We start from the raw sequence: 16,660 nt of genomic DNA, 5'->3' as shown, positions 1-16,660 counted from the left end.
CCGCGCACGATGGCGGGCAGGATGGCCCCATGCGTATCGCGATCACTGGTTCGTCCGGGCTCATCGGCACGGCTCTCGTCCGCTCCCTGCACGCGGACGGCCACCAGGTGGTGCGTCTGGTGCGGCGCGCGCCCCGGGCGGAGGACGAGGTCCGGTGGGACCCGAAGCGGCAGTGGGTGGACCCGGAAGGGCTCTCGGGCTGCGAGGCGGTGGTGCACCTCGCGGGCGCGGGGATCGGCGGCCGCCGCTGGACCGACGCCTACAAGAAGGAGTTGCGGGACAGCCGGGTGCTCGGCACGGCCGCCGTCGCCGAGGCCGTGGCCTCGCTCGACGCCCCGCCCCGGGTACTGGTGAGCGCCAGCGCGATCGGCTACTACGGCGACACCGGGGACCGCGTGGTGGACGAGAGCGCGCCCCCCGGCGACGGCTTTCTCGCGGACCTGTGCCAACAGTGGGAGGAGGCGACCGCGCCGGCCCAGGAGGCGGGCGTGCGGACCGCGTTCGCCCGCACGGGGCTGGTGGTGGCCGCTGAGGGCGGGGCCTGGGGGCGGCTCTTCCCGCTGTTCCGGTTCGGCCTCGGCGGCCGGATGGGCAGCGGCCGCCAGTACTGGAGCTTCATCGCCCTGGACGACCACATCGCCGCTCTGCGCCACATCCTGGCCACCGACGAGCTTGTCGGCCCGGTCAACCTCACCGCGCCCGAGCCCATTACCAACCGGGAGGTGACCGCCGCCATGGGCCGGGTGCTCGGCCGGCCCACGCTGCTGTCCGTCCCCGCGCCCGCGCTGCGGCTCGCGCTCGGCGAGCTCTCCGGCGATGTGCTGGGCAGCGTACGGGCCGTGCCCCGGCGGCTGTTGGACTCGGGGTTCTCCTTCGCCCATCCGACGATCGAGCAGGCGCTGCGGGCCGCGCTGGCCGCGCGCGCCGATCGCCGCTGACGCCCGCGGCTCCGTCGGCCCGGTCCCTGACCGGTCCCTGGCCGGTCCCTGGCCCGGGACCGCCCGTCAGCCGACGCTCTCAAGAGCCGCCAGGCGCCGTTCCAGCGCCTTTTCAGCCCACTTCAGCCCCAGCCCAGGGCAATGTGCGACCGCTGTGCGCCCATGCTCGGTCGATGCGCGTCTGGCATCGACCGTTTTTGTCCGTACCGTCATGACCAGCCCAGGGAACCCGAGTTGCGGAACGTACGCATCCGGGCTGCCGGTCGGGGGCATCAGGCCCCTTAGCGTACGCACCGACCTCGGGGAGGGCACGTGCTCACCAGCGCGCACCGCACGGACGTCGTCATCGTGGGAGCCGGACTGGCGGGGCTGGCCGCGGCCCAGCAGCTGACCAGCGCGGGGGTGACGGTCACCGTTCTGGAAGCCGCGCCCCATGTGGGCGGCCGCATGACCACCGATCTGATCGACGGCTTCCGGCTCGACCGCAGCGGGCAACTGGTCACCACCTCCTTCCCGGAGCTCCAGCGCACCCCCGGGCTCGGCGGGCTCGTGCTGCGCCCGTTCTCCCCGGGCGTGCTGGTGCGCGCCGACGGCCGCACCCACCGGGTCGGTGCCACCGGCACCGGCGGCCGGGGCACGAGGGGCGCACTGACCACCGCACGCGCCCTTGCGAACGCCGCCCGTGCGCCCCTCGGGAGCGCGCTCGACCAGGCGCGGCTCGGCGCCGCCCTCGGCAGGCTCGCCGCGGTGCCCGCCGACCGTCTCCTCACCCGCCCTGACCGGCCCGTCGCCGAGACCCTGGCCGGGCGCGGTCTCCCGGCCCGTACCGTCGAGGGCTTCCTGCGCCCGCTGCTCGTCTCGCTGCTCAGCGACCCCGGGTTGACCACCTCCAGCCGCTGCGCCGACCTGGTGCTGCGCGGCTACGCGCGGGGCCGTCTGTGCCTGCCCGAGGGCGGCGCGTCGGCCATCCCCGAACTGCTGGCCGCGGCCCTGCCGCCGGGCACCGTACGCACCGGCATACGCGCCGTGACGGCCTCCACCACCGCCGTGGCCACCGCCGGACACGGCGAGTTCGCCTGCCGCTCGGTCCTGGTGGCCACCGGCGCCCACGCCGCGGCCGACCTCCTCCCCGGGCTGCGGCTGCCGTCCTTCCACCCGATCACCGTGTTGCACCACACCGCGGACCACGCACCGCTGCGCGAGCCCGCGCTGGTGCTCACCGCCGGGGACCGCGGCCCGGTCGCCCACACCGCCGTGGCCAGTGAGGTCGACCCGTCGCGCACCCCGCCCGGCCGGGTCCTGATCACCTCCACCGTCCTCGGCTCCGCCGCCGCCCTGCCGACCGCCGAGCTCGACCGGGCGGCCCGGACCCAACTCGCCGCGGTCTACGGCACCTCCACGGTCGGCTGGGACCTGCTGGCCGCGCACCACGACCCCTACGCGGTCCCCGCCATGCCCGCCCCGCACGACCTGCGGCGCCCGGTCCGGCTGCTGTCCGGCCTGTACGTATGCGGGGACCACCGCGACTCCAGCACCGTGCAGGGCGCCCTCGTCTCCGGCCGCCGCGCCGCCCGGGCGATCCTCCACGACCTCGGCGCCCTCCCCGGCGCCGAGCCCTCAGCCCCGGACGCGGCGGCGGCCTGACCCGCCGCGCCCGGAGGACCTGCGGGGCGGCGGGTCACCCCCGCCGCCCCGCGCCCAAGCCCCGGCCGACACCCCCACACGACGCCCCCACTCACGCGCCGCCCCGCCTACCCGGCGCGCGCGTCCCGCGCCGCACCCCCGCCCGGCCCGACGCCCCCGCCCGGCCCGCCAGGGCCGCCCGCCGCGCCCGGGCGCGCCACCGCCGCCACGGCCGCCAACACCGCGCCCGCCGCAAAGCACCCCGCGCCGAGCACGGCCGACAGCCGCATCCCGGCGTAGAAGCCACCGGACGCCGCCAGGAGCGTGCCGAACAGGGCGACCCCGATCGCGCTGCCCAACTGCCGCGCCGCGTTGAACGCACCGGACGCCGCGCCGCGCACGTCCTGAGGTGCCGCCTCCATCGCCGCGACGGTCGCCGAGGGCATGGCGAACCCCGTTCCGAAGCCCGCCGCCAGCAGGGCCGGGAGGAGCAGCCCGTACGGTGTGCCCGATCCGGCCGCGCACCAGCCGAGCAGCCCCAGGGCGCCGATCAGCAGCCCGGCCACGACCGGGACGCGGGTCCCGACGCGCGCGGCCAGCCGCCCGGACAGCGGCGAGCCGAGGCCCGCCATCGCCCCCATGGGCAGCAGCGCCAGGCCCGTCCACAGCGGGTCCCAGCCGCGGTTCCCCTGGAAGTAGACGGTGGTCACGAACAGCAGGCCGTAGAAGCCGAGGTTGAGCAGCACGCCCACGGCCAGGCAGGCCGGGAAGCGGAAGCCGGTGAACAGCCGCGCCGGCAGCGCGGGGGCCGCCGCCCGGCGCTCCAGCGCCCAGAACAGCACGCCCGCCGCCGCCGCGGCGGCCAGGCAGCCCAGAACCAGCGGGTCGCCCCAGCCGCGGCCCCCGGCCTCGTTGAGCCCGGCCGTCAGGGCGGCGACCCCGGCGGCGCCGCAGAGCTGGGCCGCCAGGTCGAGCGGTCGGCGCGCCCGGCCCTCGGGGGCCTTCGGCGCGGGCACCCGGCGGCGGGTGAGGAACACCGCGAACACCCCGACGGGGACGTTGAGGAAGAAGACCGAACGCCAGCCGACGCCCCACACCAGGAGCCCGCCGACCACCGGCCCCGCCGCCGCGGCGACCCCGGCGATCCCGCCCCATACGCCGAACGCCCGGGCCCGGGTGGCCGGTTCGGGGTGGAGCTCGCCGAGCAGCGCGAGCGAGGCGGGCACCATCATCGCCGCCCCGGCCCCCTGCGCCAGCCGCGCGCCCACCAGGACCACGGCCGTCGGGGCCAGGGCGCACCCGGCGGAGGCCACCGTGAAGGTGCCGAGCCCGGCCAGGAACACCCGCCGGTGTCCCAGCCGGTCCCCCAGGCCCCCGCAGAGCAGCAGCAGCCCGGCGAAGGCCAGGGTGTACCCGTCCACCACCCTCCCCCAGCCTTCGGCCGGGAGGTGCCCCCTGCAGGACGCCGTGCCCCGCGCCGAGCTCCGCCGCGATACGCGGGACGGCCACGGTGACGACGGTGACGTCGAGGATGACCAGGAAGTAGCCGAGGCAGATCGCGAGCAGCGGCAACCTGCGCACCGGCGGTGGGCCGGTGCGCGGGCGGGCGGACCGCGGAGAGCCGAGGTCGGATGCGGTCATGCCTCCAGCCTCACCGCCCAGCCCTTCGGCCCCCGCCGAAGCATGCCCGTACACCGCGGGGCCGACCGCTACGGACCGCCCCGCGCACACCACCCGGCGCAACGCGCCCGCCGCGGACCGCCCGGCCTCGCGTCCACTCTTCGCCTGCCGCCAAAACGTCTCCGCCCTACGGTGGACTCATGGCAACCGTCGCACCGCTCGCCCCCGCCCCCGCCCCCGCCCGCGACGCCGACATCGCCAGCGCCGCCGCCGCGTTCGCCGACCCCTCCCGCGCCCGGGTCCTGCGGGCCCTCGCCGAGGGGCGGGCGCTGCCCGCGAGCGTGCTGGCCGCCGAGGCGGGGGTCAGCGCCTCCACGGTGAGCGGACATCTGGCGCTGCTGCTGGACTCCGGCCTGGTCCAGGTCGAGCCACACGGCCGGCACCGCTACTACCGGCTGGCCGGACCCGCCGTCGCCGAGGCGCTGGAGGCGCTGGCCCGGATCTCCCCGCCGCTGCCGGTGACCTCGCTGCGCGAGTCCACCCACGCGCACGCGCTGCGCCGCGCGCGTACCTGCTACGACCACCTCGCGGGCCGCCTGGGCGTGGCCCTGATGGCGGCGCTGCTCGAGCGGGGCTTGCTGGAGGGCGGCGACGGCCGGTACGACCCGGGGGCGGCGAAGCTCGACCGGCCGGCCACCCCGGGGAAGGACACGGCGTACCGGCTGACGGCGCGCGGGGGCGAGGAGTTGGCGGCGTTCGGCGTGGACGCGGACCGGCTCCGCGGGCGGCGCCCGCTGATCCGCTACTGCGTGGACTGGACCGAACAGCGCCACCACCTGGCCGGTGCCCTGGGCGCCGCGCTCACGGACCGGCTGTTCGAACGCGACTGGATCCGCCGGGGCGGCCACCGCCGGGTGGTCCTGCTGACCGACGCGGGCCGTACGGGCTTCGAGCGGGCCTTCGGCGTCTGCCCGACCTGGGACAGGCTGCCGGAACAGCCCCCGGCCTGACGGCCCCGGCAACCCCGGCGACAGCCCCCGGCCTGACGGCCCGGCCATCCCGGCCAGCAGCGCCCACGGCCTATCCCAGCGCCGCCACCCGGTCCCGGTACCCCCGCACCGCCGCCGCGTCCCGGTACGGCTCCAGCCGCCGCTCGAAGTCCCGTACGTAGTCCGTCGCCCGCGCCGACCGCATCTCGGCCGCCTGCTGCGCCGCCTCCGCGCCCAGCGCGCAGGCCTGCTCCAGTTCGCCGAGGCCCAGCCGGGCCGTCGCCAGCACCACCCGGCAGAACAGCCTGCTGCGCGCGTACGCCTTGCCGCGCAGCTGGAGCGAGCGCTCGGCGTGCTGGGCGGCGGCGCGGTACTGCTGCAGATCGCGGTGGCAGTGTCCGAACTCGTCGGCCAGCTGCGCCTCGTCGAAGAACCGCGCCCAGTACGGCACCTCGTCCCCGGGCCGGGAGGTCTCCAGCGCCCGCTCGGCGCGCGCCAGCGAGGCGGTGCAGGCCCGGACCTCGCCCATCACGGCGTGGCCCCGGGCCTCCACGGCGTGCAGCAGGGACTGCAGGACGGGCGGGGCGCCGCCGCCCATGCCCTGCTGGGCCACCCGGGCCAGCTGGACGGCCTCCCGCCCGTGGCCCAGGTAGACGGCCTGGCGGCTCATCGTGACCAGCACATAGCTGCCGTACGGCCGGTCCCCGGCCGCCTGCGCGAGCCGCAGGGCCTGGACGAAGTAGCGCTGAGCCAGGCCGTGGGCGGCGATGTCGTACGACGTCCAGCCCGCCAGCCGGGTCAGATCGGCGATCGCCGCGAACAGCCGCCGCCCGGTCGCCTCCCCGTAGGTGCCGCGCAGCATGGGCTCGCCCTCGTGTTCCAGATAGCGCACCAGGGCCTGCCGCGCGTGTCCGCCGCCGTAGGTCTGGTCGAGCGACCGGAACAGCTCGCCCACCGACCGCAGCGCGGCGATGTCCCCGCCGGTGACCCGGTAGCCCGGGCCGCGCTGGGACCGGTCCGCCTGCCGCTGCCGGGGCAGCGGCGGCCGGCCGGCCGGGCCCAGGGCGCGTCCCGCGGCCCTGGGCCCCGGCATGCCCCCGGCGGGGGGTGCCGTGGGGGGTGCCGCCTGGGGCTCGCCGCGCGCCACCTTGTCGTCGGGCCGCCCGATCAGCCAGTCACGGCTGGGGACCACCAGGCCGGCCGGGGTGAAGGCGATCTTCCGTAGCTCGGCCTGGCTGCCGGAGTCCTTGCGCCACAGCCCGCTGACGATGTCCACCGCCTCCTGGGGGGTGGCGGCGAACTCCAGCCCGGCGTAGACCGGCGCACAAGCGTCGAGGCCCAGGTCCTGGGCGGTGAGCCGGCGCCCCAGGCGCCGGGTGAACACCTCGGCGATCAGCGCCGGGGTGGTGCCGCGTGGCTGCTGTCCGCGCAGCCAGCGGGTCACCGATGTCTTGTCGTACCGCAGGTCCAGGCCGTGTTCGAGGCCGAGCTGGTCGACCCGCCGGGCGAGCCCGGCGTTGGAGAAGCCAGCCTCCGCGATGAGCGCGGCGAGCTGACGGTTGGGAATGCGCTGCGGGGGTCGTTCCGTCATCAGCCTGCCGGTCTCCCTGATCGCTTCGTGGAACGGCCCGAAAGTAGCCGCCGGTGAGGCACTGATCGTCTCGGTCGCCCGGCATTCATCCGATCGTGTGAGGGTCGGCTGAGATCGATCCGGATGCGGGGCCCGTGTTTCCCGGACGTACAGTGACTGAGGCGTCCCGTGCGGGGCGCCGGAGCGCTGTACGAGGTCCGAAGGGATTGCCGCCGTGAGTGAGCTGCGCTTTGTCCATCTGGGGTTCGGGGCGGACGCCGTCGAGTACCAGGAGGCGTGGCAGGAGCAGAGGCGGGTGCACGCCGCTCGGTTCGCCGACGAGGCGCCGGACACCTGCCTGTTGCTGGAACACCCGCCGGTCTACACCGCGGGCCGGCGCACGGCCGACGACGAGCGCCCCCTGGACGGCACCCCGGTCGTGGACGTGGACCGCGGCGGCAAGATCACCTGGCATGGCCCGGGTCAGCTCGTCGGCTATCCCATCCTCAAGCTGCCGCGTCCGGTGGACGTCATCGCGCATGTACGGCGTCTGGAGGAGGCCCTGCTGCTGACCTGTGCGGAGTTCGGTCTGGAGGCCACCCGGGTCGAGGGCCGCAGCGGGGTGTGGGTGCTGGGCGCCCCGCTGGAGGAGCGCCGCGCGCTGGGCGGGCTGAACCTGGACTTCGACCCGCGCGTCGCGGACGAGGAGTTCGACCCGCGGCTGAGCGGCCCGGAGTACGCCCCGTCCAACGCCGGACAGCGCGGCGAGGACCGCAAGCTCGCCCAGATCGGGGTGCGGGTCGCCAAGGGCGTGACGATGCACGGCTTCTCGCTGAACTGCAACCCGGACACCACCTGGTTCGACCGGATCGTGCCGTGCGGCATCCGGGACGCGGGGGTGACCTCGCTCTCGGAGGAGCTGGGCCGCGACATCTCCGTGGCGGAGGTGGTTCCGGTGATCGAGAAGCATCTGCGAGCCGTCATGGAGTCCGCCGTGCCGCTGCCGCGCGCCGTCTGACCGCCGTACCGCCGCCGGGGAATGGGACCTGGGGGTTCTCGGTTGCCCTGGACGTAAAGGCGTACGAATGACGGGCGTACGCTGGGGTTCGCCAAAGATTCGATGCCTCGCCAAGCACTAAGGAGTGCCGGACGTGTCCGCAGTCGCACCCGACGGACGCAAAATGCTGCGCCTTGAGGTCCGGAACAGCCAGACGCCCATCGAGCGCAAGCCCGAGTGGATCAAGACCCGCGCGAAGATGGGGCCCGAGTACACCGAGCTGCAGGGCCTGGTGAAGCGGGAGGGCCTGCACACCGTGTGCCAGGAGGCGGGCTGTCCGAACATCTACGAATGCTGGGAGGACCGCGAGGCGACCTTCCTGATCGGCGGCGACCAGTGCACCCGGCGCTGTGACTTCTGCCAGATCGACACCGGCAAACCGCAGGCCCTGGACCGCGACGAGCCGCGCCGGGTCGCCGAGTCGGTCCGGTCCATGGAGCTGAAGTACGCGACGGTCACCGGTGTCGCCCGCGACGACCTCGAGGACGGCGGCGCCTGGCTGTACGCCGAGACGGTCCGCCAGATCCACGCGCTGATGCCGGACACCGGCGTCGAGCTGCTGATCCCGGACTTCAACGCGGAGCCCGAGCAGCTCGCCGAGGTCTTCTCCGCCCGCCCCGAGGTGCTGGCGCACAACGTGGAGACCGTCCCGCGGATCTTCAAGCGCATCCGTCCCGGCTTCCGCTACGAGCGCTCCCTCGAGGTGATCACCAAGGCGCGTGAGGCGGGTCTGGTCACCAAGTCCAATCTGATCCTGGGCATGGGCGAGGAGCGGGCGGAGATCAGCCAGGCGCTCCAGGACCTGTACGACGCGGGCTGTGAGCTGATCACGATCACGCAGTATCTGCGCCCGAGCGTCCGGCACCACCCGGTGGACCGCTGGGTCAAGCCCCAGGAGTTCGTGGAGCTGAAGGAGGAGGCGGAGGAGATCGGTTACGCCGGTGTCATGTCCGGCCCGCTCGTCCGCTCCTCGTACCGCGCGGGCCGGCTCTACCAGCAGGCCATCGAGAAGCGCGGGATCGCGGTGGCCGCTCAGGCGGTGTGACCACCGCATGTGACCAACACGCTATGTGAGTACGGGCACACCCCGGGCCCGGGGCTGTGTGCGACACCGCAGGTCAGCGTTAAGTTCGGGGCCATTTCAAGGCTTCATCGGTGTTTGACCGGCCGGTCACGCGCTGGTAACACCTTTGGGTAACGATTGAGCCACACAACGTTCTGTGTGTGGACTCTGATCATCCGCCGCTCCCGAGGGGGACCCCATGTCGGCCGCGCCCGTTCGTCCGCCGTCCGTCACCGACGCACTGCTCGTTCTGGAGGGTCTGCTGCTGGGCGGCGGGCAGCGCACCGCCCGCCGCAACGCCTGGACCGCGGTCCTGGAGGACCGGCGCCGCGCGAAGGACCGTCACGAGGCCGAGCACGTGCTGGAGGCCGTGTCCGCCGGGGCTTCCCAGGCCACGTAAACTTCGCTGTATGGCGAGGAAGGAAAACTCCGAGAACCCCGGGCGGCTGAAGCAGATCGCCCTGACCTACAAGATGACCAAGAAGGTCGACTCGAAGGTCGGTCTTGTCGTCGCCGCGGTGGGAATCGTCACATTCGGTGTCTTCCTCGCGATCGGCTTCTGGATCGACCACCCGATCTTCCTGGGAATCCTGGGCTTTGTCCTGGCCTTCCTCGCGATGGCGATCGTTTTCGGCCGCCGTGCCGAGCGAGCGGCCTTCGGGCAGATGGAGGGACAGCCGGGCGCGGCGGCCGCGGTGCTGGAGAACGTGGGCCGCGGCTGGTCGGTGACGCCCGCGGTGGCGATGAACCGCAACCAGGACGTCATCCACCGGGCCGTCGGCAAGGCGGGCATCGTGCTGGTCGCCGAGGGCAACCCGAACCGGCTGAAGTCCATGCTGGCCGCGGAGAAGAAGCGGATGGCGCGCATCGTCGCGGATGTGCCGGTCCACGATGTGATCGTGGGCACCGGCGAGGACCAGGTGCCGATCAAGAAGCTGCGCACCAAGCTGCTGAAGCTGCCGCGGGTGCTGCCCGGCGCGCAGGTGACCGCGGTCAACGACCGGCTGCGGGCGCTGGGTGACCTGATGAGCAACATGCCGATCCCGAAGGGCCCGATGCCCAAGGGCATGCGGATGCCGAAGGGCCGCTGAACCCCGTTCGACCCGCCGCATGGGACGGCACAGGACCGCATACGACTGGGGCGGCCCGGAATCGAGATTCCGGGCCGCCCCAGTCGTTTCGGCTCCCGTTGTCTTCGGCGCCGGCCTCAGACCTGGATCTGCACCGAGTTCGAGAGCCGGTCGTGCAGACCGCGCGTGTCCCGGTCCCAGACCACCGCGGGGATCACGATCAGCAGCAGCACGCTGCGCAGCACCACGCGCGGCAGGCTCAGCCGCCCGCCGCTCGCGGAGATCACGCGCAGCTTCAGCAGCAGCTTGCCCGGGGTGCAGCCGACCGTGCCGACGGTGAGCACGCTCAGCACGAAGAAGACGGCCAGCGCCCAGTTGCCCGTGGCCTGCGCCTTGCCGCCGGACAGCAGCGCGTAGGAGACGAGCAGGCACAGTCCCCAGTCGATGAGCAGCGCCCCGAGGCGGCGTCCGATGGGCGCGATGGAGCCCGGCCCGCTCTCGGGCAGCCCCAGTGCCTCGCCCCGGTAGCCCAGCTCGACGCCCATGTCCTCGGCGGCCGCGCGCGGCCCGGAGAGCCATGATCCGATTGCTTGCCTCTTGTCCACCCGACCACGTTACTGCGACCGCATACGTTCCCCGCGGAGCGGGGCCCGCTTCCCGTACGGCTCTCCCGCGGCCCGCCCGCGCGCGGACCGGGCCGCGGCCTCACGTGCCCCCTCCACATCAGACGTATGCCGGTTAACCTGGGTGAAACAAATGGGTCATGCCCGGGAAATCCCGTCTGCCTATGGTCGGCCACAGCGCGCCAGCCGCACATGAGCCGCGCGACCGAACAAATCCCCGTCCCCCGCGGCCGGGCTAGGAGGAGTTGGATGTTCCAGAACGCCGACGACGCTCGGAAGTTCATCTCGGACGAGGACGTCAAGTTCGTCGACGTCCGGTTCTGTGACCTTCCCGGCGTCATGCAGCACTTCACCGTACCCGCGGAGGCGTTCGACCCGCACGAGGAGCTCGCCTTCGACGGCTCGTCGATCCGCGGCTTCCAGGCGATCCACGAGTCGGACATGGCCCTGCGCGCCGACCTGTCGACGGCCCGTGTCGACCCGTTCCGCCGGGACAAGACGCTCAACATCAACTTCTTCATCCACGACCCGATCACGGGCGAGCAGTACAGCCGTGACCCGCGGAACATCGCCAAGAAGGCCGAGGCCTACCTCGCCTCCACCGGCATCGCCGACACCGCGTACTTCGGCCCCGAGGCCGAGTTCTACGTCTTCGACAGCGTCCGCTTCGAGACCAAGTCGAACGAGGCCTTCTACCACATCGACTCCGAGGCGGGCGCCTGGAACACCGGCGCGCTGGAGGACAACCGCGGGTACAAGGTCCGCTACAAGGGCGGCTACTTCCCGACCCCGCCGGTCGACCACTTCGCCGACCTGCGCGCCGAGATCAGCCTCGAGCTGAACAGGTCCGGTCTCCAGGTCGAGCGCCAGCACCACGAGGTGGGCACCGCCGGTCAGGCCGAGATCAACTACAAGTTCAACACGCTGCTCGCCGCGGCCGACGACCTGCAGCTGTTCAAGTACATCGTCAAGAACGTGGCGTGGAAGAACGGCAAGACCGCGACCTTCATGCCGAAGCCGATCTTCGGTGACAACGGCTCGGGCATGCACGTCCACCAGTCCCTGTGGCTGGGCGGCGAGCCCCTCTTCTACGACGAGCAGGGCTACGCGGGCCTGTCGGACACCGCCCGCTACTACATCGGCGGCATCCTCAAGCACGCCCCGTCGCTGCTGGCCTTCACCAACCCGACGGTGAACTCCTACCACCGTCTGGTCCCCGGCTTCGAGGCCCCGGTCAACCTGGTGTACTCGCAGCGCAACCGCTCCGCCGCGATGCGTATCCCGATCACCGGCTCCAACCCGAAGGCCAAGCGCGTCGAGTTCCGCGCCCCGGACTCCTCCGGCAACCCGTACCTGGCCTTCTCCGCCCTTCTCCTCGCGGGCCTGGACGGCATCAAGAACAAGATCGAGCCGGCCGAGCCGATCGACAAGGACCTCTACGAGCTCGCCCCCGAGGAGCACGCGGGCGTCCCGCAGGTCCCGACCTCCCTGCCGGCCGTTCTCGACTCCCTCGAGGCCGACCACGAGTTCCTGCTCCAGGGCGACGTCTTCACCTCGGACCTGATCGAGACCTGGATCGACTACAAGCGCACCAACGAGATCGCTCCGCTGCAGCTGCGTCCGCACCCGCACGAGTTCGAGCTCTACTTCGACGTGTGAGCCGGCATCGCCCGAGCTGACCTCGGACACAGCGGCGACGGCCGCCACCCGCACGGGTGGCGGCCGTCGCTGTTTTCCGGGCGGCGGCGTCAGGCCGGGTTCGCTCCGCTCACACGACGATGTGCGTGGCGGAGGCGCCCGAGACGTTGAAGTTGTTGTTTCCGTTGTAGGTCGCCGAGACCGTGTAGGTGCCGGCCGTCAGGGCAGTGGGGTCGTTGAACACCGCGAAGCCGCTGCTGTCCAGGGCCACTGTGCCGGTCGAGACGACGTTGCTGCTGGAGTCCGTGACGGTGAAGGTCACGTTCCCCTGGGGGATGCCCGCTCCCGGGGGCACCGCTGCCACGAAGGCGATGTAGGTGATGGGGCTTCCCGCCGTGCTGGGGTTGGGGGTGGAGGTGACCGTGGTCGAGGTGGTCGCCTTGTTCACCTGGTGGGTGGTGGTCCCCGTCGAGGTGAGGAAGTTCGTCGTGTTGGGGTTGTAGACGGCGGTCACGGTGTAGGCGGTGGGGTCGGCGTTGAGGGCGCTGGTGGTGAAGGTCGCCACACCGCCGACCAACGTCCCGCTGCCGGTGACCGTGCCGCCGGGGCCGCTGATGGTGAAGGTGACCGTGCCGGTCGGTATGCCCGTGGCGGGCGGGTTCGTCGTGACGGTGGCGGTGAAGGTGACCGGCTGCCCGAACACCGTCGGGTTCGGCAGGCCGATCACTGTTGTCGTGGTGGCCGCAGGACCGGGGTTCACCGTCTGGGTGTCGGTGCCGGTGGACGGCAGGAAGTTCGCGTCACCGCTGTAGATGGCGGTGATGGCGTGCGAGCCGGCCCCCAGGGTGTTCAGTGAGATCGAGGCCTGGCCGCCCGACAGCGTCTGGGTGAACGTTCCGCCGCCGGGGCCGGTGACCACGAAGGTGACCGTGCCGGTCGGGGTGCCCGTCGCGGGGCCGACCGGGGTGACCGTGGCTTTGATCGTCACGTTCTGGCCCAGCGCTGACGGGTCCGGCGTGGAGACCACCGAGGTGGTCGTCGTGCCCTGGATGACGACCACCGCGTTGAAGCCGGTGGAGCCCGTGAAGTTGGCGTCGCCGCTGTAGACCGCGGTGACCGTCGCGGCCCCGGCGCTGTTCAGAGTGAAGGTCGCCGAGGCCGTGCCGCCCGTCAGCGCCACGGTCTGGGGAGAGGCGCCGGTGACATTGAAGGTCACACTGCCGGTCGGGGTCCCGGCCCCGAGCGGGATCACGGTGGCGGTGACGGTGAACGACTGGCCGACGACCACCGGATTCGGCGATACGGTCACCAGGGTAATCGTGGGACTAGGCATGATGAGCCCTCCGAGCTGCGTGCTGTGGGTGTTGGTGGGCCGTTGCGCGCCGCACGAAGCCTTGAGCCGGGCTGAGCGGACGCTGCATGCGCCAGGGGGGCTCATCACGGCGACTGACGCTGCGTCACACACGCGTCGCCGTCCCCCGGCAGATGGGAAAACCCACCGGTCGATACGACTAGTAGGCGCGCCGTCAACACGGTTACGCCATAGAGATGACCGCGAATTACCCTGAATGGCGCAGCGCTCTGCGGTTCGCGGGGCGCGGGCGGTGTACGCCGTGCGGCGCGCGTTAGGCATACGAGCTCTGAATCCCGTCTCTCAAGCCCCCCGCCACAAGATCAGTGCCCAGAGATCCGTCCCCCGCGATCCCCTCGGAGATCCGTTTGCGCAGATCACCAGCGCTCGCCGGGGCCGCTCGATCCGTGGCGGCTATGCCATCCTGTTTGTGTGAGCGCCATCACGTGTGTGGGTGGCACACAGGCGGGCCAGGAGGTGGAATGGCGACATGGCCGGCCAAGGCGGCTCCGGAGTGGACATCACGCGGCCGAGAAGGGAGCCGGGTGCCGGGGAATCCCATGTCGGGCTCCGGCCGCCGGCGACGGAGCGCGCCGTGACGGAGCAGGCCCTGGTGTTCGCCACGGCGGCGCTGACGGCTGTCTACGTACTGTCAGCGGACGGTGACGAGCTGCGGCTGACCGAGACGGCCGGCGGCCCGCGCGCCCTGTACGGGCTGCCGACCAGCTATCCGCTGTCCGGGCGCTCCCCGGTCGCCGACGCCTTCCGCACCGGGCGGCCGCAGTGGTCGACCTCGGCGAAGCTCGCCGCCTACGGGGAGGACGCCCCGCACGCCCTCCCGGCCGACATGTCGCTGGGCGCGCTGCCGCTGGGGGCGGACGGCAGGCGTCTCGGCTGTCTGGTCGTGCTCTATCCCGGGGACGGCTTCGACGCCGAGCAGCGCAATTTCCTGGAGCTGTACGCCGACCAGATCGCCGCCCAGCTCAAGGCGGGCGCGCAGGCGCAGGCCGCCGGTGGCGGGGCGCAGGGCCGGGGCGGCCCCCTGTCGCTGCTGCGCTCGGCGCTCGACCACCTGCATGTCGGCTCGTTCACCCTGGTGCTGAACACCGGGCGGATCGACGCGGACGCCCAGCTGCTCGAGCTGGTGGACATCTCCCCGGAGGCGTTCGACGGACGGGTGGAGACCCTGCTGGCGCACACCGTGCCGGATGACCTGCCCGCGCTGATGTCCATCGTCGAGCCTGGTCAGCTGAGTCTGGGCAGCCGTGACCTGGAGTTCCGCATCCGCCGGCCCACCGGCGACCTGCGCTGGCTGCGCCTGTGCTGCCGGATCCAGGGCGATGCCGTGGGCACCCCCGAGCGGCTGCTCGGCCTGGTGGCGGACGCCTCGTATCTGCGGCCCACCGCCGACGAGGTCTCCCGGGTGCAGCGGCTGTCCGCGGCGCTGGCCAACGCGATGACCGTCCGGGACGTCAGCCTGGTGGTGACCGCCGCGCTGCGCGAGCCGCTGGGGGCCGACCGGGTGGCGCTCGCCGAGCTGGAGGGCGACCGGCTGGTGGTGACCGCTCTCGACCCGCCGCAGCCCGGCGCCTGGCCGGGTATGTGGCGCTCCGAGTGGCGGTCGGAGTGGCCCGATGTGCCGACCCGCGTGCTGCCCACGCTGGAGACCGCGCTGCGCGAGGGCCGGCTGTGCCTGCTGCCCTCGGGCGGCGGCCTGGAGCCCGGTCTCGCGGACATGGGGGCCGGCGGTCTGGCCGTCCTGCCGCTCCCCGCGCAGGGCCGGGTGGTCGGGGTCTGTCTGGTCGGCTGGGAGGAGCCGCACGCGTTCGGCCCGGAGGAGCGGTCACTGCTGACCGCGACCGCGGGGCTGGTGGGGCAGGCCCTGATGCGCGCCCACGCGTACGACGCCGAGCACGAGCTCGCCACCATGCTGCAGCGCAGCCTGCTGCCACGCAGGCTGCCCGAGCTCCCCGGCGGGGTGGCCGTGGCCCGCTATCTGCCCGCGATGAGCGGTCTCGAGGTGGGCGGCGACTGGTACGACGTCATCCCGCTGCCCAACGGTCATGTGGCGCTGGTGATCGGCGACGTCCAGGGGCACAGCGCCGGGGCCGCGACCATCATGGGCCAGATACGCACCGCCATCAGGGCCTACGCGGTCGAGGGCCACCCGCCCGACGTGGTCGTCTGCCACGCCAACCGGCTGCTCGTCGGCATGGAGACGGAGCTGTTCGCCACCTGCGCCTATGTCGAGCTGGACATGGAGGAGGGCGACGCCTGGTTCGTACGGGCCGGGCATCTGCCGCCGCTGCTGCGCCACCCGGACGGCTCCACCGAGGAGGTGGAGGCCGAGGGCGGGCCGCCGCTGGGGGTGGTCGCCGACGCGGAGTACGCCATGACCGCGGTCGGGCTGGCCCCTGGCACGGTGCTCACGCTGCTGACGGACGGGCTGGTCGAGTCCGCGAGCCTCCCCCTGGACGACGGCCTGCTGCGGGTGCGCGGGGCGCTCTCCGACGCCGATCCGTCCGACGCCGGGCGGCTGGCCGACTCGCTGCTGGGCGACCTGAGCCGGCGCGACGACGACGTGGCCCTGCTGTTGCTGCGCTACGACGGGATGAAGGTCCGGCCGACCCGGGCCGGCTGGGCGGTGTGGCGGCTGCCCGACGCCGTGATGCACGCGCGCCGCTTCACCGCGCGCACGCTGCGCTCCTGGGGTGTGGCGAGGGAGGCGGACATGCTGCTGCTCGTCGTCTCCGAGCTGGTCACCAACGCCCTGGTGCACACGCAGGGCCCGGTGCGGCTCGACCTCACACTGGCCGGGGACCGGCTGCGGGTCGCGGTGAGCGACTCGTCGCCGCGGGCGCCCGCCAAGCCGGTGCTCGTGGACTGGGAGTCGACCGGCGGCCGGGGCCTGCTCCTGGTCGAGGCGATGTCGACGACCTGGGGTTCGGTGCCGGTCAGCGGCGGCAAGCAGGTGTGGAGCGAGGTCGTGGTGGCGCACCGCCCCGACGGGACGGACAGGACCGGCGGGACCGACGGGACAGACGGCACGGGCGGCGGGGCGGACGGCGGGATGGGCGGCGGAGCCGTGGACCGCGCCGGTTAGCCCGCGTGAGGAGGT

13 protein-coding genes are annotated in these 16,660 nt (G+C 73.1%); 9 read left to right on the top strand and 4 right to left on the bottom strand.

The features are described from left to right. Positions 1–29: 29 nt before the first annotated feature. Positions 30–938, top strand: a complete 909-nt coding sequence (locus ACFZDL_RS11365; RefSeq protein ID WP_353594452.1) for a TIGR01777 family oxidoreductase — start codon at positions 30–32, stop codon at positions 936–938. 312 nt (positions 939–1,250) lie between these two features. Next, positions 1,251–2,582: an NAD(P)/FAD-dependent oxidoreductase gene (locus tag ACFZDL_RS11360; protein ID WP_353594453.1), complete on the top strand. Its 1,332-nt coding sequence runs from the start codon at positions 1,251–1,253 to the stop codon at positions 2,580–2,582. A 107-nt stretch (positions 2,583–2,689) separates the two neighbouring features. Here ACFZDL_RS11360 and ACFZDL_RS11355 read toward each other — a convergent pair whose 3' ends face one another. Beyond that, on the bottom strand, positions 2,690–3,982 hold the full coding sequence (locus tag ACFZDL_RS11355; RefSeq protein WP_353594454.1) for an MFS transporter: 1,293 nt from the start codon (positions 3,980–3,982) through the stop codon (positions 2,690–2,692). A gap of 399 nt (positions 3,983–4,381) precedes the next feature. On the opposite strand from ACFZDL_RS11355, the gene ACFZDL_RS11350 reads away from it, so the two are divergent. Continuing rightward, entirely contained in the window at positions 4,382–5,191 is an 810-nt protein-coding gene (locus ACFZDL_RS11350) for a winged helix-turn-helix domain-containing protein (protein WP_353594455.1), read from the top strand. Between the two features lie 70 nt (positions 5,192–5,261). Here ACFZDL_RS11350 and ACFZDL_RS11345 read toward each other — a convergent pair whose 3' ends face one another. After that, positions 5,262–6,761 (bottom strand): regulator, encoded by a 1,500-nt coding sequence (locus tag ACFZDL_RS11345; protein WP_353594456.1) that lies wholly within the window; start codon positions 6,759–6,761, stop codon positions 5,262–5,264. Between the two features lie 214 nt (positions 6,762–6,975). Here ACFZDL_RS11345 and lipB point away from each other — a divergent pair, with 214 nt between their 5' ends. The 4 genes from lipB to ACFZDL_RS11325 all read left to right on the top strand — a co-directional run bounded on the left by lipB (position 6,976) and on the right by ACFZDL_RS11325 (position 9,951). Next, positions 6,976–7,758, top strand: a complete 783-nt coding sequence (lipB, locus tag ACFZDL_RS11340) for a lipoyl(octanoyl) transferase LipB (protein WP_353594458.1) — start codon at positions 6,976–6,978, stop codon at positions 7,756–7,758. Between the two features lie 133 nt (positions 7,759–7,891). Beyond that, positions 7,892–8,842: a lipoyl synthase gene (gene lipA, locus ACFZDL_RS11335; protein WP_353594459.1), complete on the top strand. Its 951-nt coding sequence runs from the start codon at positions 7,892–7,894 to the stop codon at positions 8,840–8,842. 217 nt (positions 8,843–9,059) lie between these two features. Next, on the top strand, positions 9,060–9,260 hold the full coding sequence (locus tag ACFZDL_RS11330) for a hypothetical protein (RefSeq protein WP_065958661.1): 201 nt from the start codon (positions 9,060–9,062) through the stop codon (positions 9,258–9,260). A 10-nt stretch (positions 9,261–9,270) separates the two neighbouring features. Then, positions 9,271–9,951 carry a DUF4191 domain-containing protein gene (locus tag ACFZDL_RS11325; RefSeq protein ID WP_353594460.1) on the top strand — a complete coding sequence of 227 codons (681 nt, stop codon included), beginning with the start codon at positions 9,271–9,273 and terminating at the stop codon, positions 9,949–9,951. Positions 9,952–10,067: 116 nt separating this feature from the next. Here ACFZDL_RS11325 and ACFZDL_RS11320 read toward each other — a convergent pair whose 3' ends face one another. Next, positions 10,068–10,535, bottom strand: coding sequence for an RDD family protein (locus tag ACFZDL_RS11320; protein WP_353594461.1), 468 nt, complete (start codon positions 10,533–10,535; stop codon positions 10,068–10,070). A 267-nt stretch (positions 10,536–10,802) separates the two neighbouring features. Here ACFZDL_RS11320 and glnA point away from each other — a divergent pair, with 267 nt between their 5' ends. Beyond that, a complete protein-coding gene (glnA, locus tag ACFZDL_RS11315; RefSeq protein ID WP_353594462.1) occupies positions 10,803–12,212 on the top strand; it encodes a type I glutamate--ammonia ligase in 1,410 nt (469 codons plus the stop codon). Positions 12,213–12,321: 109 nt separating this feature from the next. Here the strand turns inward: glnA and ACFZDL_RS11310 are convergent, their stop codons facing one another. After that, the gene (locus ACFZDL_RS11310; protein ID WP_353594463.1) at positions 12,322–13,500 is read right to left on the bottom strand and encodes an Ig-like domain repeat protein; all 1,179 of its coding nucleotides are present in this window, start codon (positions 13,498–13,500) and stop codon (positions 12,322–12,324) included. Between the two features lie 532 nt (positions 13,501–14,032). On the opposite strand from ACFZDL_RS11310, the gene ACFZDL_RS11305 reads away from it, so the two are divergent. Continuing rightward, the gene (locus ACFZDL_RS11305) at positions 14,033–16,645 is read left to right on the top strand and encodes a SpoIIE family protein phosphatase (protein WP_353594464.1); all 2,613 of its coding nucleotides are present in this window, start codon (positions 14,033–14,035) and stop codon (positions 16,643–16,645) included. The last annotated feature ends 15 nt before the right edge of the window (positions 16,646–16,660 follow it).

The organism is Streptomyces sp. NPDC007917, assembly GCF_042959105.1.
Taxonomy (GTDB): Bacteria; Actinomycetota; Actinomycetes; order Streptomycetales; family Streptomycetaceae; genus Streptomyces.
Note: the sequence above shows the minus strand (reverse complement) of the source record. Positions and strands in the feature narration are given on the sequence as shown.